Here is a 19935-nt window from a genome sequence, read left to right as displayed (position 1 = left end):
CTTGATCTCCTGTCTTGATCTCTTGTCTTGATCTCTTGTCCGGTCTGTTTCACCTTCCCTAAACCTGATTCCTTCTCCTAAGCCCGTCTAAATTATCTCGAACCTATCTGCTTCTCCCAAATATCTTCTTCTTCCGAGTTTGTCTGTTTCTCTGCTACCCTGATCAAACGGGATAATCGTGCAAAGTCTCCGGACAGTGTGTGTTGACCTGCCGCCCACCCCAAGAAAAGAATACTTTAATTCGTTTGGCAGTTGATTTAGGTCGGGCTGATGGTCTAAAACAATGAAAGACACCTCTTCTGTCTGATCGTAGAAGCTCGTGACTTCCGCTTTACCAAACGAAACGGTGTTTTTCTATTTTGCCAGCCGCCTTTCTTAATTCTTTGGCTGGACAATCGATAGGTTTTTCCTATGAATGTCTCCTGGCACCTTTTCAGTACTGTGCAGCCGATTTTGCCAATATAATGTAATGACATGATATTACGATGGCTTCTTCTATTTTTAGGAGAGGAAGATAAGCCTATGCCGATACGTCCGCCAATACTGCAGAGAGGCGATACCGTTGGAATCGTTACTTTGGGCAGTCCGCTCAACCCGAGCATTATTAATCAACGGATCGAAGTTTTGAGAGCAACAGGGCTCAATGTTTTATTGGGCCAATTCGTATATGCGCAAAACGGGTTTCTGGCCGGCTCAGACGCGCAGCGGGCCGCCGATTTGATGATGATGTTTCAAAATGAGCAAGTTAAAATGATACTGCCCACCAGAGGCGGTACCGGAGTAGCCGGAATTCTTCCGTACCTTGATTATAATGTGATCCGAAGTAATCCCAAAATCGTTACAGGTTACAGCGACATCACGGTTTTGTTAAACGCACTGCATCAAATTGTGGATTTAATCACATTTCATAGTCTGCTGCTCATTGACTTCAAATCCGAAACGCCCGCCTATAATTTCGACCATTTTTTTTCCGCGACATCCCTGTATTCATTAACCCGGCCGATCCAGAATCCGCCGGCGATTCCGCTGATCAGCCGGGTACCGGGCAACGTTACGGGGCCGCTTGTGGGCGGGAATCTAACCTCTTTTGTCGATACGTTGGGCACACCTTTCGAAATCGATACACTGGGTAAAATTCTCGTACTTGAAGAAACGCATGAACCTACCAATACCGTCTACAGATATTTGAATCATTTGAAGCTGGCCGGAAAATTGAATGACTGCATCGGCATTATTATGGGCGAATGCACGGGCTGTCAGGCGGCATACGGCATAACCTATGAGGATTTAATCAACGAATTCCTTATACCGCTCGGTAAGCCGCTGATCACGAACCTTGCCACAGGCCATGGTGTTTATAAAGCGGCTTTGCCGATTGGCGCCATGGTTAACCTCAATTCAGTCGATAATACAATAACTGTGGTTGAACCGACCATCAGCCTGTAACGTTTGGTTTTCAAGCCAAAAAAAGCCGCCAAACACGCGGAACCCCTTGTGTTTAGCGGCTTTCTTCGCTGCTTGATTACATCTTTACGTTTTCTTCCCGGGCCATGGAGCGGATATAAAAGGCGCCCAGTATGGAGCAAAGCAGGAAGGAGAAGAACGCCATCGCCGCGGCCTGTTCGCGCTCCTGGAAGACGCTGAACACCTGCTGCATCGAAACCCCCAGCATTTGCGGGGAATTTGCTCCGAGCAGAAACGGCGCGGTGAACGATCCGATGACCCCCATGAACACGAAGGTCAGGGCGACGAGAAACGTTTTGTACGTAAGCGGAAAAATAAAGCGCGTAAACAGCTGCAGCTTCCCCGCTCCCACGTCCTTCGCGCTTTCGATGACCGAAGCGGGGATGCCGGCCAGCGCAGAGCTGAGCAGCATCGTCGTAAACGGGATGTTGAACCATAAATTGGCGATGATGATCCCCTTCTCATCGAAAATGATGCGCGGGAGCACAAGGGCGGTTCCGTCAAGCCACCGGGCCAGCCAGCCGTGATTGCCGAGCAGATTGATCAGCCCGTAGGTGGCAATCACGCCCGGGATAAACAGCGGAATCATATACGTCTTGCGAATCAGTTCAACGATCGGCCCCTTGTTAAAGCGCATGTAGACGGCAAGCACGTAGCTGATGAGCAGCACGAATGCGCAGGTGATCAGCGTGACGCGCAGCGTAAACAGGATATTGGCACGCAGCCCCTTGTCGGTGAACAAAAGCTGATACCGGCTTAGGTCGTATCCGCCCGCTCCGTTGCTGAGGCTCATGAAGAGTGACTGGATGATCGGAATGATGACAACGACCAGCAAAATGGCGAAAGAGGGGATGACCATCGCCAACCCCGCAATCGCTTGTTTCCACTCTTTGCTCATTGGGCCGCAACTTCGCTCTGCCAGCGTTTGTTGATCTCCGTGCCCAGGTCGCCAATGTTAAACGTCCGGAACCCTTCGGCGACTCCTTTAAACTTGTCCTGCGTCTCCTGCGGCATATTCGCCAGCTCGATGCCCGGGAAACCGTTCATTTTCTCGACAACGACCGCCTGGGCTTCCGGAGACAGTACGAAATCCAGGAACTGATAGATCGCTTCCTTCTTCTCCGACGCGCTGTTCACCATCAAATAAGTCGGGCCGCCGTTGAACCCGGGCGTAATTTGCTGCATTTTGATCGTATCCGGGAGCAATCCTTCGTTAAGCTGCTGCAGCACCATATCGGACCAGGCAGGAATGATTGACACCTCACCGTTCATCAGCAGATCGAGCGTGCCCTGGTTTTTCTTCGGATAAATCCCTTTACCATACACGTATTGTCCCAATTCTTTCAGCGTGTTAAAGCCGCTGTCCCACTTTGCCATCACGGACGGATCGGCATTGTGAATGTCCTCCTCGGGCAGATCCTTATAGATCACCGTCTGCACAAAAGAACTGCCGGAGCCGCCGGTCGACGGGTCGTTGTAAGCGAACTGCCCCGGATTCGCCTTGATCCACACCAGCAGTTCGTCAAGGGTTTTCGGCGGATTCGCGACCTTCGTGCTGTCATAGGCCAACACGACGGCCGACGAACGGTACGGAATGGCGTAATTGTCCACGTCCTTCATCGTCTGGGCGTTGACGTTACCCAGATTGGGGATCGCGTCCGTGCTAAGTTGTTCCCATACGCCATCCTTCGTGCCTTGAGCCACAAAATTGATGCCGTCTTCGTAAAGATCGATGTCTCCCGAGCCTTTTCCAGCCTGCTTGGCCGCAAGGATACGATCGTACGTCGGTTCGGCGCCGGTTCCGGAAGGAATGTACACCATATTGACGTCAACCTGGTCGTTTTGCTTCTCAAACATGGGCACGAGCGTATCCCACAGGTCTTTGACGTTTTGCGAGCCGGTGAAGTAGAAGTTGAACGAAGTCGGCTCGCCGGTCGCAGCCGCCTCCGCGGAAGCATTGTTTTGGCCCGGTGTATTGGCCGCGCCGTTTCCGCCCCCGCTTCCACATCCGGCCAGTAGCAGCGCGGACAGCATAACTGAAGAGAACATCGTTAACCATGGCTTTTTCGTAAACATGTTATCAACCTCCGTTAATGGGTTACGTTTGCCGGATATCCGGTCATTCTCGCGATTGTGACGCCAATCTCTTTACCGATCCACAAATCCGCAGCAGCTTCCTTCGCTTGGAATGTACGCAGGGTGCCGAATTCGGCCAATTCGACGGTAACCTCGGCATAATGCCCCAGCACCATCACCTGCTTGATTTTGCCCGTCAGGACATTCTCCTGTTCCGGCTGGCCGTGGATGCCCACGTCTTCCGGGCGAACCGCCGCCGTAACTTTACCGTGTAAGCCTTTCACATTCGGAAAACTTAACGTTCCGATCCGAATCTTCCGCTCATCCGCCACCCCCTCCAAAAAGTTCATCTTGCCGATAAAACCGGCCACATATAAAGTCTCGGGCTCATCGTAAATCTGCTGCGGCTTGGCAATCTGCTCGATGCGCCCGCTGTTCATGACGACAATCCGGTCGGAGAGAGACAAAGCCTCCTCCTGATCGTGCGTGACAAATACCATCGTGAGGCCGGTTTGCATTTGGATGTCGCGCAGCTCCTCCCGCATTTCATGCCGCAGCTTGGCATCGAGCGCCGAAAACGGCTCGTCCAGCAGCAGCACCGCCGGTTTCAGCAGCAGCGACCTGGCGAGAGCGACGCGCTGCTGCTGGCCTCCCGATAATTCGGCCGGGTATTTCTTCTCGAAGCCCGGAAGGCGGACCAGCTTGAGCGCGTCCGCTACCGCACCGCGTATTTCCGCTTTGGGCATTTTGCGGATTTTGAGCCCAAACGCCAGATTGTCATAGACGGTCATATGCGACCACAAATTGTAGCTTTGAAATACCATCGAGGTCGGCCGCTTTTCTGGCGGCAGCTCAATCACGCTTTGGCCCTCGATCAGAATATCGCCGGAATCCGGCGCCAGAAACCCGCCGATGCTGCGCAGCACCGTCGTCTTGCCGCACCCCGACGGACCAAGCAGCGTGACAAGCTCGCCTTGCTCCACTTCGAGATTGATGCCGCTAACCCCGTCGCCGGTTTTATAGCGCTTGGTCAATTCCCGTACTGACAGTTGCATGCTCCTTCCCCCTCTCTTGTTCTCTGCTCTTTCGTCATTTCGTCTGGAACCCGCTTGCCAGCACGTCGGCGCTCACCAGCCGTTGCGCAGCCAACAGCAGGATGATGGTCGGCAGCGTCAGGATGATGGAAAACACCGCTCCGGCGCTGCTCGGAAAATCGGCAATAATCGAGTACATAACGACCGGCATCGTTTTGAAGTCGGGAATGCCGACCAGGAACGTCCCTTGCGCTTCATCAAGCGAATTCAAAAAGGTAAACACCGACGCCACCATGATCCCAGGCATCGCCATCGGCAGCGTAATGCTGCGGAACACCCTGAACGGGCTGGCCCCGACATCCCGCGCCGATTCCTCCTGCGCGGCGTGCACATTGCGGAATGCGGCCGTCGGAATCCAGGTCATGAACATCAGCACGTTGATCATATGGATCAGCACAACCCCAAGCAGCGTGTTCATCAACCCGATGCGGTAAAACAACACCGCGATGGAAACGTAAAGCCCCATCTTCGGAAAAGCGTGCGTCAGCAGAAACGAAAACAGGAACATCCGCTTAAGCGGGAACTGGATTCTCGCAAACGCATAGGCGGCCGGGATACACAGCACAATGGACAGCCCGGTCACGATCGCGGCGATCAAAAACGACAGCGAGATCGACGAGACGATGTCGTCTTTTGCCAGCACGAAATTCCACCATTTAAAACCCCATACCTGCGGAAGCACATCCGGATAAGTCCATTTCTCGCTAAAAGCGAGTACGAGCAGATTGACCAGCGGTCCGGCGAAAAAAATCGCAAACACGGTCAGCAGCACGAACTCGATGATGCGCCGGATCCCCACCGATTTCCAATACCACTGCATGGTTTCCCCTCCCTTTGGCTTAGGTTGATTGCCTGACGATAATTTCACTTTCATATTCGATCAGATTCGGCAAATCCGCGTCCCCGCCAATCAGCCGGTCCAGAATCTCGACCGCATCCCGGCCGATGCCAGAGGCGTTGACGCTTACCGTGGTCAGCGCCGGCGAGTACATGCCCGCGAGCTCAATATTGTCGTAGCCCATCACGGCCACCTCGTCCGGAATACGCACGCCTTGCTCCAGCAGCACCTTCATCGCCCCGAGCGCAAGCATGTCGTTTGTGGAAAACAAGGCCGTATAGCCGCCTTGCCTGAACGTTTCATAATGCTCGGCCATCAGCCTGCAGCCGTAATCAAATTGGGATTCCGGCGATTCGGCGATCGTCATGCCACTGCCTGCGGACACCCCCAGTTGCTCAAGCCGCTTGCAGAAGCCGGCGAGCCGGAGCGAATGGCTGCGGTGGGCGCTGGGACCGGCAAGAACGAAAAACCTGCGGTGCCCAAGTCCATACAGGTAATCGGCAGCCCGCTCGCCGCCCGCTTCGTCGTTACTGACAAGGTGGATCACGTCGGGATCATCGGTGGAACCGTTCACCATCAGGTAAGGAAGGTTGAATTTTTTGACATAATCGATCACGTTCTTGCGCAGCCTGCTCACCAGAACAAGCCCGTCCACCCGCTGCTCCAGCATGTAATCGGTCGAGCGCAGGGACATCTCCTTGTCGGTCTTGAGAAAAACGGAGTAGCCGCGGGCTTCCGATGCCATCAAAATTTCATCGATGATTTTGCCGTATAACGGATGCGATACGATCGGCAGCGTCTCGCGGAACACGATTACGCCGATGTTGTGCGTACGCTTGGTGACCATCGCTCTGGCCACGGCGCTTGGTTTATAGCGGAGCTGCTCCGCCACGCGGAGCACGCGCTCCCTCACTTCCGGGCTGGCATAACCTTTGCCGGAAATTACCCTTGAAGCGGTTGATTTGGATACTCCCGCCAGCCGCGCGAGCTCCTTCAAACTATGATTCAGCTTATTATTCAACAGTGACTCTCCTCTGCAAATTCCATTCCGCCTTGACCGTCATCAGTTTGGCCAGCTCACAGGTCGTGATCGACGCCACCCCCATATCTGCCATCCGCCGCATATCTGCCGCGTCCGAGACGGTCCAGACATACACGGCCAGGGATTCCCGTTCCGCGATCTCCAGCAGCTCGGGACGGACGAGCTGATAAGGAACGTTTAGCCCAAAGCAGCCGGTCTCCCGGCCTTCCGCGCACGCTTTTTGGGCGGCATCAGCGTATTTCATGCGCTGAAAGCTGTTTATGTCCACGTTCAGCAGCTTGTTTATATGCCGTCCATAGCGGTCGGCTTCGATAGCTGCGGGATATTCGCACCCGCTTAAAAACACCTGCCCCGCCATATCCAGCCTTGCGATCAGGGCGAACACCGGCTCCAGGCTGGCAGCCGTCTTGATGTCGAGGTTCATCGTCTTCCCGGCCGCTTTTACCATTCGCAGGACGGTTTCAAGATCGGTGAGCGGTTCCGCCAGGCTTTCGTTCAATTCGGCCAGCGTCATGTCCGCAATCCTCCCCTGGCGGCCGTCCGCCAGAAGCACTTCATCGTCATGGCTCAGCACTAGTCCTTCATCGCGGGTAACCCTGATGTCGTCCTCGTAAATGTCCGCGCCCAGCGCCAAAGCTGAATGCAGAGATTCCAAGGAATGCTCTTTATTGCCCATGCATCCCGTATGAGCGGTGACCAGCGGAAATCGCTTCATCGGCGTTCACTCCTTCATCAAAATAGATGGCATTGGTAAAAGCGATCAGGGTGTTGGCGCCGCGAACGTTCCCCCATAATTCGGCCCGGAGCCATTTCCGGGCGGCGCTATGGACGGGCAGAACATATTCGCCTAACCCGGCGTGGGCGGTGGAGACCGCATCGATCCCTTGATTGGAGCGCAGCATCAGCCGATAGGTTTGATCGGGCAGCGTCCACAGCCCTGACCTAACCGCGAAATCGAGCGATACCCGCGCCCGGATTTCGCCGCCTTTCATGTCCGGCGGAACCGCTGAACCGAGTTCATAACGTTCGCGGCCAATGTCGAGCGCTAGTCCGAGCAGCGGGCCAATCGTGACGGCGGCACGCCCTTGCCGCAGAGCCTGAACCAAATGTTCCTCCGCCGGCTTCACGTCATCCGGAACTCCCAGATAAGTGACCGAAATTGGCTCCTCCGTGTCTTCTTGCATATGCCAGTCCCTGCCGGAGGTGGCGGCGATGCGATAACCTTCGTTCAGCTTGTCCGTCCATAAGGCGTAGGCCCGCTGATTGCCGGTTTGAATCGGAGCAAAGGTGCCCGACCATACTTCGATATAATCAACGGTGGACCAGTCCGAAAGCTCGTATTCCCAAAAACAGCCGGTGCAGGCCGGACTGCCGATCCGAAACGGGTGGGCCAGCCCGGCGAGTCCGCCGTGCCGGTGAACGGCCTCGATCCCTTCGCCGACGCCGTACCTGTCCGCCTCCCGCCAATCGGCAAAGGCCTCCAGGCCAAGCGTCACCATATGCCCGTAAAACGTCGTCCATTCCATGCCGGGAAGGATCAGCAGACCGCTTTCGCGGGCAGCGTCTTCTTTATGGAAGAGGCCTGACATCGTGTTGTGATCCGTCAGCGCGATCGCGTCAAACCCCAGCTTGACGGCTCCCGCCGCCAGCTCGGACAGCGTCTGGCGGCCGTCGCTGTGCAGCGTGTGCGTATGCAGCTCGCAGGCAAGCCATTTCAATTTCATGACGGCGCCCCCTCTTCGGAAGTCCAGATTTGCAGGCGGTAATCGCATATATCCGTTACGATGCAATGCATGCTGAGCGTCACGCGCCACGGGCCGGCTTCCAATCTCCCCGCCATCAACCCGGGGGAAGCCGCAGCCTCGGACACAAACAACTCTTGCACCGGATCGTGGCGGTGGCACGCTCCCCGATAACCTTGCCCATCATCGAGCGAGAGGGTGATCAGATTTTTCAACGGCAAAAATTTATCCGCCTGCAAGGCCGCTTGCTCCTTCCGATCCGGCAAAATGTACAGCTCAAAGCTTAGCGCAAGCAGCTCCAACGCTCGCTCGCGATCTTCCAGCACCTTCGGCGCGTACTCGAACCGGAGGTTCAACCGCTCGCAAGCCTCGCCCAGCTCAAACGGGATCCGCACATGCGTCTTGGAATCCTCAGGAGTGGCGCAGCCTCGTATATCCAGCAAGTTCATCATGTTTTCACCTTTTGTCAGATTATGGGATCGGTCCCACACTGGGAACGGTACCACATGCTTTTATGTTACAAACGAAGGATTAGCCCGATATCATCACTGTGTTAATCTTCTGTAAATGCGGACGTCCTGCTGTCATTGATTTTCACAACACAAAAAGACGACTCCAGCAAAAACATAAGGCCAAAAAATGGCGCTATTCCGGCGGCATCCGTCCATTTTGGGGAAATAGAGGAAAATTATGTCGTTATTCTCTCGAATCGTTAGCAAATGCCGGCATTCCGCCCCATTCATAAGAAAATAAGGACATAAAATTCCGCTATTTTGTTATTATCAAAACACCTTCTTATGCTCCCGATCCTCCTTCCAAATCTCCACCGCCTCGCGGAACCGCAGTAAGTGAATGCGAGTGAATTTTTGAGTAACACCATGTTATCAATGATTTGGTTTGGTGCAATTTTCTAAAACTGTTCCATTTTCATTCCTTTATGTATTAAAATTTGTATACAATTGCTTTATTAATGCCAAAAATAGGGAGTTTCCCTGCCGACACGACGGGTTTATTTGAATCAGTTAAGGGGAGTTACAGATGAGTTTTTTCAAAAAATGGTTTGGCGGTAAAAACAACGGAGAAACGGCAAAGGACGGCACAACGATTTACAGCTATGACGTAACAGAAGATAACGGCTATACGGCGCCGGCTCCAATGATGTATACGGAGGAAATCGTCGAGCATTTCGAACGCGTATTTCCGGGCAGAAACAGCAGCGTGTTTCACGAAATTATCTCCGATATCGTACATATCGATGTGAATATTATGGAGCCGACTGAGCAGGAGCCGTTTTGGATTTTGTATACGACGGGGATGAGCGACTTGCCGATGACACTGCCTGAGTCAATGCTGGAGCAGCTTGAAGACAACTTCGACCGGGCGGAGCTGATCATATTCCTCCCGGCCACATGGGAACTGAACGAACAGGCGTTTAAAGATGACAATAACTACTGGCCGATTCGCCTCATGAAGCAGTTGGCGCGTTTTCCGCATCAATACAACACGTGGCTGGGCTACGGGCATACGATTCCGAACTACCAGGATTACGAGCCGTATGCCGACGGAACCGGACTAAACGGTGTGGTCCTTTATGAGCTTAACGAGGATTTGAGCGTCATTCCGACCAAGGATGGAAACAAGGTTCACACGTATTTCCTGATTCCGCTCTATAGAGAAGAGATGGAGTACAAACTGGAGCATGGCATGGACGCGTTGATGGAGAAGCTGTTTGATTTGGGTAATGATGTGCTTGTTTTAAACCCGAAACGGAGAAATACTTGTGCATAAAGACTGCAAGAAAAACGCCTGATGGCGTCCTTTAATGGCTCTGACTTCTACTTTGGAGCGATTGGAGGGATGGGTTTCCCATTCCCTCTTCTGTTCTTTGAGTAACCTTCCCCTTCTTTCATAAACGCAGCGTCGAGTACCTCGGCCCTTTCCAATCGGTAGTCTACATCCAGTGGACGCTGCTCTAACGGACACCAGCGACCTTATCCGCCCATTTCCCGGGTATTTCCCAGGCTAACGGACACAGGCGGCCCTATTTCGCTCTAAATCGGTTCACCCAGCCGATTTGAGGTAAATAAGGGCTTCCGTGTTCGTTACATTTTGCAATCCTCCGTTTTTCCTCAAATAACGGCTCTGGTGTCCCTTAGCCCTCAGATTCCTCTTCTCCTCCACCCTCTACCTGCGCATCGCCCTCTACCATGCCCGATATTTTATAAATTCTATAATGTGCATATTACGCTCCCGGTCCTCATTACAAAGCGGGAATTCTCACCTTCGTGCCGCTTTTCCCCCTTACTTCAACGTGATCTCTTTTTCCCAGGTCAACTCGTTGTTCTCATCATTCGCGAATGTAAAGATGACCCGGCCTTTCTCGTCCTTCAGCGAATCCGGATAAAAGAAGCCGGAAAACTGGCCGTTGCCGCTAATGTAGAACCCGTCCTCCCCGGTCTGGCCATGTTCGATCGCTTCTTCGTACGTATTGGTGATCTCGTTTTGATCCGAAACCCACTTCATGTCCTTCAACATGTATCCTTCCGGCAATTGCTTCACGATGAAATCAAAGCTGTTCCCTTCGATCGGTTTGGGCATCTGGTCGATGACGATTAATATTTTCTCTTCCGGGCCGGCTGCATTCTCGGCCTGCGGGGCAGTGTTTTCGGCCTGTGGGGCAGCGTTACCGGCTTGTGTGCCGGACTCGGATACCGCGGGCTTCTCGTTGGCGGCGTTAGGGTTCGACCCGGCGCCCGGTTGATTGCCGCATGCGGACGCAAGTATCAGCAGCAGAACGAACAGCGCTGGTACAAGATAGATTCGTTTGTTATTATTCTTCATCATAATATCCTCCGTTTTCCTTCAGGGTAAAATAAAACGCGACGCCCTGATGCGTATTTCTTGCCCCATACTCGCTATTATGGAGCTCCAATATATGCTTGACGATGGCAAGCCCCAGCCCCGTTCCGCCATGAAGGCGATCCCTGGAACGCTCCGCCCGGTAGAAGTGATCCCAGATCCGGCCCAAGTCCTCCTCAGCCAGCGGCGCTCCGATATTTTCGAGGACCACGGTTATTGTCCCTACAGCCGTCCGCTGGATATCGATTGTAATGACGGTGCGCTCCACGGCATGCCGAATCGCGTTGCTCAGCAAATTCAATACGACCTGCTCCAGCCGCCGGGGGTCTGCCGCTACGAAAAATTCTTCCCCTGTCAAGCCTTCCAGCTTAATTTGGAGATGCTTGTTCTCCAACTGCCGGGTAAACGAATCGGCCGCCTTTTGAATCAGGCGAGGAAGGGTTACGCTCCTTGGATGCAAGCGTATGGCCTTGGCTTCGTATTTGGACAGTTCCAGCATATCCATGATGAGATCGTTCATCCGGTCCGTTTCCTTGACGATGAGGGCAAGGTAACGTTCCCGCTTGTCGCTGGCCACGCCGTCCTGCAGCCCTTCCGCAAAGCCTTTCACGATACCTAGCGGCGTTTTCAATTCATGGGAGAGATTCGCGATCAGCTCTTTCCGAAGCTGTTCGGAACGCTCCTTCTCGTTCATATCCTTCCGCAGCTGCTCGTTCGCCGTGGTCAGCTGCTTTAACGTAGCGTCCAGATTACGGGATAATGCGGTCAGACTGCGGGACAGCTCCCCGAATTCATCCTTTGCCCGGATTTCCGGCTGCGCGGTAAAATCCAGATCGGCAAGACGAGCTGCCGAGCGGCTTAGCGCAACTAACGGTCGGGAGATGATTCGCGAATAAAAAAACGACAGCAGCAGCACAAGAACAAGGATGACCGGCGCAGCATAAACGAAATATTGCCGGAGAATGCCCACGGCTTCTCCAACCGGCTGCAAGGAAGCCATGACGAATAAATACCGGATCCCGCTTCCGTCAACCGGTAGCGGCTGAATGATCACCGCGTAGCCGAGACCGCTCCATTGATCTCTCCATTCCTTGCGGACGCTGCGTCCTTCCTGCAGGAGTGCGCTGTTTTGCTCCGCATCCGGCGCCCATTCCTTCAGCGCTTCGTCCGCCAGGGTGTCCTGGTATAGCGGATTGTACGACCGGTTCTCGGGAAGCAGCACATCCGTTACTTTCCCTTGTACGCGAACCAAGCCATCCTCCAAAACGGCATCTTTCCGCCGAATGTATACAGGCTGCATAATGGTGTCTTCTTCATCCATGAAAATCCCGTCAACGACGATTCGGTCCCCGACTTGAATGCCGTACGGAATGTCTTCTAACGTCATGCCTTCCGGCGTAATGGGCACCGTGACGGTTGCACCGGAAGTCAGCAGCTCCAGGAAATAAGGATTTACGGCCTTTCTTTCAAAATTCCCGTTCAGGAAGAAGGCGCTGGCATCGTTATCGTTCATAAAAGCGCCGAGCAGCCGTGCTGCACGCTGTTCTTTGAATGGCGTCTCATTGATTTGCTGCGCGAGTTGTTTCATGTTCCGTTCCAGCGCGCCAATTTTGGACGTCCGGTAAAACCGTTCGAAATACAAACTCTCCGCGAGCATAACCAGGGAAAAAATAATGAGAATCAACAGCGACGTGACAACAAAAAGCTTATATACTACGCTATTCCTTCTCAAGGTACCATCTCGAACTTATAGCCGGAACGGATGACGGTGCCAATATAGCGGCCCTCGTCTCCGAGCTTGGCTCGCAGTTTTTTGATATGGGTATCTACCGTTCGTACATCTCCCAAGTAATCGTACCCCCATACCGCATCCAAAATATACTCCCGCGACAGCACCTTGCCATAGTGCTTTATAAGAAAAAGCAGCAAGTCATATTCTTTCGGAGACAGGTTGACCGGAGTTCCCGTCACCGTTACCGTATGCGCAATTCTGTTAACCGTTAAATCGCCATAAACAAGCAATTCCCCTTCGCGCCCTACGGTTCCTTCCGTTCTTTTCATTAACGCGACCGCTCGGGCGACCAATACCCTGGGGCTGAAGGGCTTTACGACATACTCATCGGCGCCGAGCTCGTAGCCCATAATTTGATCATCGTCTTCGGACTTGGCCGTAATCATAATGATCGGTACGTCCGACTTCTTGCGGATGCTCCTGCATACCGCCCATCCGTCCAGCTCCGGCATCATAATGTCCAGGACTACCAAGTCAACGGATGTCTGCTCAAACGTATTAAGGGCGATCTTTCCATTGCTTGCCTCGTATACTTCCCACTGCTCTCTTATAAAATAGTCCGTTATAAATTCACGCATCAGCGCATCGTCTTCGACTAGCAGAATCCTTCGTTTCATCGCCGTACACACCCCGTATGCTTAATTACCGCCATCCTCCCAAAGCCCTTTCCTAATCGTCTTGAAATGCATGCTCGTTCATGTACGCTTTCACCTCCGACTGCCCTCAAACAGCAGTCTAGAGCAATCCTGTGTCCTTCGTGTGTCCTATTAATAATGTACACTAGAAAACTGTCGGGTCAACAAGGGCCTGTGCTTGCATAGGAATAAAAACGCACTTATCATGGGATGTAAAGGGGCCTGATATATGAATTTCTTTGAACAGCGAATTTTACCTGCGTCGCGGCAGATGAAAGATTTGGAGAAGGCCGTGGCATCATCGTATGAGTATCTGGTGCTGCTGGATGTCCATATCGCCCAGCTCAAGCACGCCTGCGGCATGGTGCATCAAGCGAACAAGAAGTTGTTTTTGCACATGGACCTGATTCAAGGCCTGCAGAGCGACGGGCACGCGACCGAGTATCTTTGCCAGGAGTACCGGCCGTACGGGATATTGTCCACCAAGTCCAGCGTCATTCAAAAGGCGAAGCAAAAAGGCGTCGTCGCCGTACAGCGCATCTTCTTGATCGACAACAGCGCCTTGGAGAAGAGCTGCAAGCTGCTGGAGAACACGCAGCCGGATGTCATCGAAGTTTTGCCCGGCGGCATGCCGAGCGTGATCCGCAAGGTGAAAGACAGAACGAACCTGCCGATCCTGGCGGGCGGATTCATCACTTCAAGAGAGGATGTAGAACTGGCTCTGCAAGCGGGCGCCGAAGCGGTGACCACCTCAAACAAAAATTTGTGGCGGGAATTTGAAAAAAAGTGATTGACAACGTTTACAATTTTAAATAAAATTTGAATCAAGTTAATAATGTTACGGAGACTTGGAGATCTACATTGAACGTGCCCTCATTCCAGCATGGGTGGTTTGGGGCACACTTGATGTAGGTCTTTTTGTGTTCTCTGAACATTCACAATCATTGGGAGGGGTTTTCATGTCAGCGTTTTGGGGAGAGTTGATTGGGACCATGATACTGATTACACTGGGCGGAGGCGTATGTGCGGGCGTATCGCTGAAAAAATCTTTTGCGGCAAATTCGGGTTGGATCGTCATTGCGATGGGATGGGGGCTGGCGGTCGCGATGGCGGCGTATGCGGTAGGTTCGATCAGCGGCGCCCACCTCAATCCGGCGCTCACTTTGGGCCTGGCGCTGATCGGGAATTTCCCCTGGACCGACGTCCCCTTGTATATCGCGGCGCAAATGCTCGGGGCTATCCTCGGGGCCGTCATCGTGTACCTGCATTATTTGCCGCATTGGAAGGCGACGGAAGACCCGGGCACCAAGTTGGGCGTATTCGCAACAGGTCCGGCCGTGTACCATCCTTTCTCCAACTTGATGAGCGAAATGATCGGGACGTTCATCCTGGTGCTCGGGATTTTGGCCATCGGCGCCAACAAGTTTACGGATGGATTGAACCCGCTGATCGTCGGTTTTCTCATCGTCAGCATCGGCTTGTCGCTGGGCGGAACGACCGGGTATGCAATCAATCCGGCGCGCGACTTGGGGCCGAGAATTGCGCATGCGCTGCTGCCGATCGCGGGCAAAGGTGGATCTAACTGGAAGTACGCCTGGATTCCTGTCGTAGGGCCGCTGCTGGGCGGGGCGCTGGGGGCGTTGTTTTACAAAAACGTGTTTTTGGGCCAACCGGACCCGGCCATTTGGGTCGTCGTGGGCATCGCGGTCGTCATCATCGGTATCGCATACATTTTCTCCGGCAAAAGCACCAAATACAGCGTATCAATGTAGGCGTCATCATCTGCTCGATCATACTCAAATTTTTAAAGAGGTTGTTCAAAAAGTCATCTTTTGATCACGAAGCAGGTCAAGAAGCGAAATCGACATCGAATCTTGAATTCAGCCGGGCCTTCCGGTGCTCACGTACCCAAATCGTACGCTACGCTCCTCAGTCCCTTGCTTCATCCAACCTTCTCGGTGCTGAAAACCTGACTTTTTGAACACGCAATTAAAGGGGGAACTTCACATGGAAAAATATATTTTGTCGCTTGATCAAGGTACAACGAGCTCCAGAGCCATTTTATTCAACAAAGCGGGCCAAATCGTCCACGTCGCTCAGAAGGAGTTCACGCAAATTTTCCCCGAGCCGGGTTGGGTAGAGCATAATGCCCTGGAAATCTGGGGAACGGTGCTCGCCGTCATCGCGACTTGCCTGATCGAATCCGGCGTAAAGCCGGGCCAAATCGCCGGCATCGGCATTACGAACCAACGCGAGACGGTGGTCGTATGGGATAAGGAATCCGGCCGCCCGGTCTACAATGCGATCGTGTGGCAATCCAGACAGACGAAATCCATTTGCGACGAGCTGCAAGCCGCAGGTCATGGCGAATTGTTCCGCTCCAAAACAGGGCTGCTGATCGATTCTTATTTTTCCGGTACAAAGGTTAAATGGATTCTGGATCATGTTCCGGGAGCCCGGGAGAGAGCGGAGAACGGCGAGCTGCTGTTCGGCACGATCGATACGTGGCTGATCTGGAAGCTGACCGGAGGCGAGGTGCACGTTACCGACTACAGCAACGCTTCGCGCACGCTCATGTACAATATTTACGAATTAAAATGGGATGATGAGCTGTTGGAGCTGCTGACGATTCCGAAGCAGATGCTGCCCGAAGTGCGTTCCTCTTCCGAAATTTATGGCAAGACGGTCAATTACCATTTCTTCGGCGAGGAAGTTCCGATTGCCGGCGCCGCCGGCGACCAGCAGGCCGCCTTGTTCGGGCAAGCTTGCTTCAAAGAAGGCATGGCCAAGAACACCTATGGCACCGGATGCTTCATGCTGATGAATACCGGCGAACAGCCCGTTCAATCTTCGCATGGTCTGCTGACAACGATCGCCTGGGGCATCGACGGCAAAGTCGAATACGCGCTCGAGGGCAGCGTTTTCGTGGCGGGCTCCGCGATCCAATGGCTCCGTGACGGCCTGCGCATGATTAAGGAGTCGAAGGACAGCGAGCTGTACGCAAGCAAAGTGGATACGACCGACGGCGTGTATGTCGTTCCGGCGTTTGTCGGACTGGGGACACCCTATTGGGACAGCGAAGTGAAAGGAGCCATCTTCGGCCTGACGCGCGGCACTTCCAAAGAACATTTTATCCGCGCCACTCTGGAATCGCTCGCTTACCAGTCCAAAGACGTGCTCAGCGCCATGGAGGCCGACTCTTCGATTGAGCTTACCAAACTGCGCGTGGACGGCGGAGCGGTGCAGAACAATTTCCTGATGCAGTTCCAGAGCGATATGCTCGGCGTGCCGGTGGAATGCCCGCAAGTCTATGAGACGACAGCGCTCGGCGCCGCTTATCTGGCCGGTCTGGCTGTCGGATACTGGGAGAGCCGGGATGAGATTGCGGCGCAGTGGAGCATCGACCGCATCTTTACGCCGACGATGCCGGAAGCACGGCGCAATGAACTGTACGCCGGCTGGGGCAAAGCGATTGAGGCCACAAAGGTATTCAAATAAGGCCGAAAATATGCTACAATTTTTAATAAGTTAATATTTATATTCGGTTGGAGAAGCTTGAAACCGCAATTGCACTTTTGCCCAGGGCTGAGGTGTTATTGCGGTTTTTTTACTTCTATTATGTCGTTTTATGACGAGGGAGGTTATTGGGATGACAGTGACATTTTCCGCTGCAAACCGCAAAGCGATGGTGGAAGCCATGAGGCAACAGCCGCTTGATATTATTGTGATCGGCGGAGGAATTACCGGGGCCGGCATCGCCCTGGATGCGACGACGCGGGGGTTGCATACGGCGCTGTTCGAAATGCAGGACTTTGCCGCAGGCACCTCCAGCCGCTCAACCAAGCTGGTGCATGGCGGGCTTCGCTACCTGAAGCAATTTGATATCAAAACGGTGTCCGAGGTCGGCAAAGAACGCGCCATCGTTTACGAGAACGGCCCGCATGTGACAACGCCGGAATGGATGCTGCTCCCCCTGCATCGCGGCGGCACGTTCGGCAAATTCAGCACGGGCATCGGCCTGCGCGTTTACGACTTCCTGGCCGGAGTCAAGCGCAGTGAACGGCGCCGGATGCTGCCGCGGCAGGAGACGCTGGCTCGCGAGCCGCTGCTGAAACAGGAGGGGCTGCTGGGCGGTGGTTATTATGTGGAATACCGGACGGATGACGCCCGCTTGACGATTGAAGTCATGAAAGAAGCCGTTCGCTACGGTGCAAAGGCCATGAATTACATGAAAGTCGAATCTTTTTTATATGAAAACAACAAGGTCGCCGGCGTGCGCGCGGTCGATCAATTGGACGGCTCGGCGTATGAGTTCCGGGCAAAGAAAATCATCAACGCCGCGGGCCCATGGGTCGACGAGCTTCGCGACAAAGACGGGTCCAAGACCGGGAAACACCTCCAATTGTCCAAAGGGGTCCATCTGGTCATCGATCAGTCGAAGTTTCCCTTGAAGCAAGCGATTTACTTCGATACACCGGACAGCCGGATGGTCTTCGCCATCCCGCGCGACGGCAAGACGTATGTGGGCACGACGGATACGTTCTACAAGGCCGACCCTGTTCAGCCGGTCATGACAAAGGAAGACCGTGATTATATTATGGCGGCGATTCGCTACATGTTTCCGACGATTCGGGTTGCCGAGGCGGACATCGAATCCAGTTGGGCTGGCGTGCGGCCGCTCATTTATGAGGAGGGGAAAAACGCCTCCGAAATTTCCCGCCGGGATGAAATCTGGCAATCTCCGTCGGGATTGATTACGATTGCGGGCGGCAAGCTTACCGGATACCGCAAAATGGCCGAAACGATCGTCGATCTGGTCATGCGGCTATTAAGCCAGGAGGAAGGAGTGGCGTTCGTAGCGGCGAAAACGAAAAACATGCCGATCTCCGGCGGTCATGTAGGCGGCTCCAACGCATTTCCACAGTTTGTTTGGCAAAAAAGCGAGGAAGGCGTTCGCCGCGGTTTGGATGCCGCGCTCGCCGATCGCTGGGCGCGTCTGTACGGCTCCAACGTCGACCGGATCTTCGAACTCGCGGAGCGCCGGCCGGAAGCAGCGGAACAAAGCGGACTGCCGCCGGAAGTGCTCGTCCCGCTCCTGTATGCCATAGACGAAGAAATGACCGTCAAGCCGGTGGACTTCTTCATTCGCCGCACGGGCGCGCTGTTCTTCAACATCCGGTGGGTGCGCGAATGGAAGCAGCCTGTGATTGAATTTATGTCCTCCGCCCTCGGCTGGACCCCGGAACAACGCGATGCATATACGCAAGAGCTGGACACCGCCCTGCATCAAGCGGTCAAACCGCAGCCGGAGTATGGCAGGGAATAAAGCGGCGTAGTAGTGAAGAGTTCGTGCTGGGGAACTTTTTTGCAATCATCACTAATTCGGAGAGCTTATCGTATGTGTCGTCAACTACTAGTAGACGAATCTGGAAATAACGTTAACATGATGGCAAGTGAAGACTTGAGAAAACGGCAAATTAGTCTATTGAAGATCTCGGGTGACAACATAAAGGAAAAAAGGGCGCTATTTTAATGATTTAGTGGCGCGCCGTAGCCGTTTCTAGCAGTGCCACAAATCGACGCCATTTTAGGGGGGCTGTCTAAAAGGGCCGTGTCAGGTTCGTGTCTTGGTGTTCCTGCCTTCTGCGCCTTTGCACGATTATCCCTCTCTTTCAGGGAACAGGAGGTGGGGGCTAGGCAAGGGTTCCAAAAAAGAGAGAGGAAACAGAGATGAGGAAAAAATGGGGAGATTCAGGTGGGATTTCCAGCTTGAAAAGAGAACGTACGTTTGATATAATAAAGTAAATCGAACGCACGTTCGTAAATGTATTGATTCGGGGGCGAGCGAACATGAAGGTCAATGCGGGAACGGAACTTCAATCATTCAGCAACCGTTTTAACAGCGAGCAGGCCTGCATGGAGGCGCTGGTCGCGATGAAGTGGCCAAACGGCTTCGTCTGTCCGCGCTGCGCTCACACCCGGTGCAGTCGTTTGACCTCCCGGCATATCCCCTTGTTCGAGTGCGGAAAGTGCAAGCATCAAACGTCGGCCTTAGTCGGTACGATTTTTGAACGAACGCATCTGCCCCTGCTCAAGTGGTTCGAGGCCCTGGATTTGTTCCTGCTTGAGGGCGGCATCTCGGCGATGCGGCTGAGCCAGGTGATCCGAGTCACCTACAAAACCGCCTGGTTGATGCTGCACAAAATACGCCATGCCGTCGGAGAGTTCGATGCCCAGGAGCTGCTCAGCGGAGACGTGAAGGTGAACAGCGATCTGTATGGGCGTAACCCGTCCCGGTGTCAGCTTTCGCATCCGTATGCCTCGGCGGTCGTAGCGGGCTGCACGGTCACGGAGTCGGGAGAGCCGGAGCAGGTCAAAGTCCGCCTGGTGCCG

18 protein-coding genes are annotated in these 19935 nt (G+C 53.7%); 7 read left to right on the top strand and 11 right to left on the bottom strand.

Going from position 1 to position 19935, the window contains the following annotated elements; translation table 11 throughout:
- The first annotated feature begins 522 nt into the window (after positions 1–522).
- The gene (locus ACLD72_RS30760; protein WP_411003824.1) at positions 523–1446 is read left to right on the top strand and encodes an LD-carboxypeptidase; all 924 of its coding nucleotides are present in this window, start codon (positions 523–525) and stop codon (positions 1444–1446) included.
- A 76-nt stretch (positions 1447–1522) separates the two neighbouring features.
- Here ACLD72_RS30760 and ACLD72_RS30755 read toward each other — a convergent pair whose 3' ends face one another.
- Genes ACLD72_RS30755 through ACLD72_RS30720 form a run of 8 tightly spaced genes read right to left on the bottom strand, consistent with a single transcriptional unit; the run spans position 1523 to position 8705 of the window.
- A complete protein-coding gene (locus ACLD72_RS30755) occupies positions 1523–2362 on the bottom strand; it encodes an ABC transporter permease (RefSeq protein ID WP_411003825.1) in 840 nt (279 codons plus the stop codon).
- Positions 2359–3540 carry an extracellular solute-binding protein gene (locus ACLD72_RS30750; RefSeq protein WP_411003826.1) on the bottom strand — a complete coding sequence of 394 codons (1182 nt, stop codon included), beginning with the start codon at positions 3538–3540 and terminating at the stop codon, positions 2359–2361. The genes ACLD72_RS30755 and ACLD72_RS30750 overlap by 4 nt, the downstream gene beginning before the upstream one ends.
- Positions 3541–3554: 14 nt before the next feature.
- Complete coding sequence (locus tag ACLD72_RS30745) at positions 3555–4595, bottom strand: ABC transporter ATP-binding protein (protein ID WP_411003827.1); 1041 nt, start codon at positions 4593–4595, stop codon at positions 3555–3557.
- Positions 4596–4629: 34 nt separating this feature from the next.
- The gene (locus tag ACLD72_RS30740; protein ID WP_411003828.1) at positions 4630–5454 is read right to left on the bottom strand and encodes an ABC transporter permease; all 825 of its coding nucleotides are present in this window, start codon (positions 5452–5454) and stop codon (positions 4630–4632) included.
- 19 nt (positions 5455–5473) lie between these two features.
- A complete protein-coding gene (locus ACLD72_RS30735) occupies positions 5474–6493 on the bottom strand; it encodes a LacI family DNA-binding transcriptional regulator (RefSeq protein WP_411003829.1) in 1020 nt (339 codons plus the stop codon).
- A complete protein-coding gene (locus tag ACLD72_RS30730) occupies positions 6486–7229 on the bottom strand; it encodes a glycerophosphodiester phosphodiesterase (RefSeq protein WP_411003830.1) in 744 nt (247 codons plus the stop codon). The genes ACLD72_RS30735 and ACLD72_RS30730 overlap by 8 nt, the downstream gene beginning before the upstream one ends.
- The gene (locus tag ACLD72_RS30725; protein WP_411003840.1) at positions 7180–8232 is read right to left on the bottom strand and encodes a CehA/McbA family metallohydrolase; all 1053 of its coding nucleotides are present in this window, start codon (positions 8230–8232) and stop codon (positions 7180–7182) included. Before ACLD72_RS30725 ends, ACLD72_RS30730 begins: the two co-directional genes overlap by 50 nt.
- Positions 8233–8234: 2 nt before the next feature.
- Positions 8235–8705, bottom strand: a complete 471-nt coding sequence (locus tag ACLD72_RS30720; protein WP_458476495.1) for a hypothetical protein — start codon at positions 8703–8705, stop codon at positions 8235–8237.
- Between the two features lie 589 nt (positions 8706–9294).
- Here ACLD72_RS30720 and ACLD72_RS30715 point away from each other — a divergent pair.
- The gene (locus ACLD72_RS30715) at positions 9295–10044 is read left to right on the top strand and encodes a suppressor of fused domain protein (RefSeq protein ID WP_411003832.1); all 750 of its coding nucleotides are present in this window, start codon (positions 9295–9297) and stop codon (positions 10042–10044) included.
- Positions 10045–10557: 513 nt separating this feature from the next.
- Here the strand turns inward: ACLD72_RS30715 and ACLD72_RS30710 are convergent.
- From ACLD72_RS30710 to ACLD72_RS30700, 3 genes are all read right to left on the bottom strand, one after another.
- Positions 10558–11097 (bottom strand): hypothetical protein, encoded by a 540-nt coding sequence (locus tag ACLD72_RS30710; RefSeq protein ID WP_458476494.1) that lies wholly within the window; start codon positions 11095–11097, stop codon positions 10558–10560.
- The gene (locus ACLD72_RS30705; protein ID WP_458476493.1) at positions 11087–12772 is read right to left on the bottom strand and encodes a sensor histidine kinase; all 1686 of its coding nucleotides are present in this window, start codon (positions 12770–12772) and stop codon (positions 11087–11089) included. Before ACLD72_RS30705 ends, ACLD72_RS30710 begins: the two co-directional genes overlap by 11 nt.
- A gap of 71 nt (positions 12773–12843) precedes the next feature.
- Entirely contained in the window at positions 12844–13524 is a 681-nt protein-coding gene (locus ACLD72_RS30700; protein WP_411003835.1) for a response regulator transcription factor, read from the bottom strand.
- 247 nt (positions 13525–13771) lie between these two features.
- Here ACLD72_RS30700 and ACLD72_RS30695 point away from each other — a divergent pair, with 247 nt between their 5' ends.
- The 5 genes from ACLD72_RS30695 to ACLD72_RS30675 form a co-directional block, all read left to right on the top strand.
- The gene (locus tag ACLD72_RS30695) at positions 13772–14332 is read left to right on the top strand and encodes a glycerol-3-phosphate responsive antiterminator (RefSeq protein WP_411003836.1); all 561 of its coding nucleotides are present in this window, start codon (positions 13772–13774) and stop codon (positions 14330–14332) included.
- A gap of 169 nt (positions 14333–14501) precedes the next feature.
- Positions 14502–15314: an MIP/aquaporin family protein gene (locus tag ACLD72_RS30690; RefSeq protein ID WP_411003837.1), complete on the top strand. Its 813-nt coding sequence runs from the start codon at positions 14502–14504 to the stop codon at positions 15312–15314.
- Between the two features lie 235 nt (positions 15315–15549).
- Entirely contained in the window at positions 15550–17040 is a 1491-nt protein-coding gene (glpK, locus tag ACLD72_RS30685) for a glycerol kinase GlpK (RefSeq protein ID WP_411003838.1), read from the top strand.
- Between the two features lie 157 nt (positions 17041–17197).
- Complete coding sequence (locus ACLD72_RS30680; RefSeq protein ID WP_411003841.1) at positions 17198–18868, top strand: glycerol-3-phosphate dehydrogenase/oxidase; 1671 nt, start codon at positions 17198–17200, stop codon at positions 18866–18868.
- Positions 18869–19392: 524 nt separating this feature from the next.
- Positions 19393–19935, top strand: a 543-nt coding sequence (locus tag ACLD72_RS30675) for a transposase (RefSeq protein WP_458476492.1), incomplete at its 3' end; no start/stop codon positions are given.

The organism is Paenibacillus lacisediminis (assembly GCF_046567315.2).
Note: the sequence above shows the minus strand (reverse complement) of the source record. Positions and strands in the feature narration are given on the sequence as shown.

Excerpts from the sequence above, each read along its gene's own strand:
- ACLD72_RS30760 (WP_411003824.1), top strand. The coding sequence starts at position 523 with ATGCCGATACGTCCGCCAATACTGCAGAGAGGCGATACCGTTGGAATC.
- ACLD72_RS30755 (WP_411003825.1), bottom strand. The coding sequence starts at position 2,362 with ATGAGCAAAGAGTGGAAACAAGCGATTGCGGGGTTGGCGATGGTCATC.
- ACLD72_RS30750 (WP_411003826.1), bottom strand. The coding sequence starts at position 3,540 with ATGTTTACGAAAAAGCCATGGTTAACGATGTTCTCTTCAGTTATGCTG.
- ACLD72_RS30745 (WP_411003827.1), bottom strand. The coding sequence starts at position 4,595 with ATGCAACTGTCAGTACGGGAATTGACCAAGCGCTATAAAACCGGCGAC.
- ACLD72_RS30740 (WP_411003828.1), bottom strand. The coding sequence starts at position 5,454 with ATGCAGTGGTATTGGAAATCGGTGGGGATCCGGCGCATCATCGAGTTC.
- ACLD72_RS30730 (WP_411003830.1), bottom strand. The coding sequence starts at position 7,229 with ATGAAGCGATTTCCGCTGGTCACCGCTCATACGGGATGCATGGGCAAT.
- ACLD72_RS30720 (WP_458476495.1), bottom strand. The coding sequence starts at position 8,705 with ATGAACTTGCTGGATATACGAGGCTGCGCCACTCCTGAGGATTCCAAG.
- ACLD72_RS30715 (WP_411003832.1), top strand. The coding sequence starts at position 9,295 with ATGAGTTTTTTCAAAAAATGGTTTGGCGGTAAAAACAACGGAGAAACG.
- ACLD72_RS30710 (WP_458476494.1), bottom strand. The coding sequence starts at position 11,097 with ATGAAGAATAATAACAAACGAATCTATCTTGTACCAGCGCTGTTCGTT.
- ACLD72_RS30705 (WP_458476493.1), bottom strand. The coding sequence starts at position 12,772 with ATGCTCGCGGAGAGTTTGTATTTCGAACGGTTTTACCGGACGTCCAAA.
- ACLD72_RS30700 (WP_411003835.1), bottom strand. The coding sequence starts at position 13,524 with ATGAAACGAAGGATTCTGCTAGTCGAAGACGATGCGCTGATGCGTGAA.
- ACLD72_RS30695 (WP_411003836.1), top strand. The coding sequence starts at position 13,772 with ATGAATTTCTTTGAACAGCGAATTTTACCTGCGTCGCGGCAGATGAAA.
- ACLD72_RS30690 (WP_411003837.1), top strand. The coding sequence starts at position 14,502 with ATGTCAGCGTTTTGGGGAGAGTTGATTGGGACCATGATACTGATTACA.
- glpK (WP_411003838.1), top strand. The coding sequence starts at position 15,550 with ATGGAAAAATATATTTTGTCGCTTGATCAAGGTACAACGAGCTCCAGA.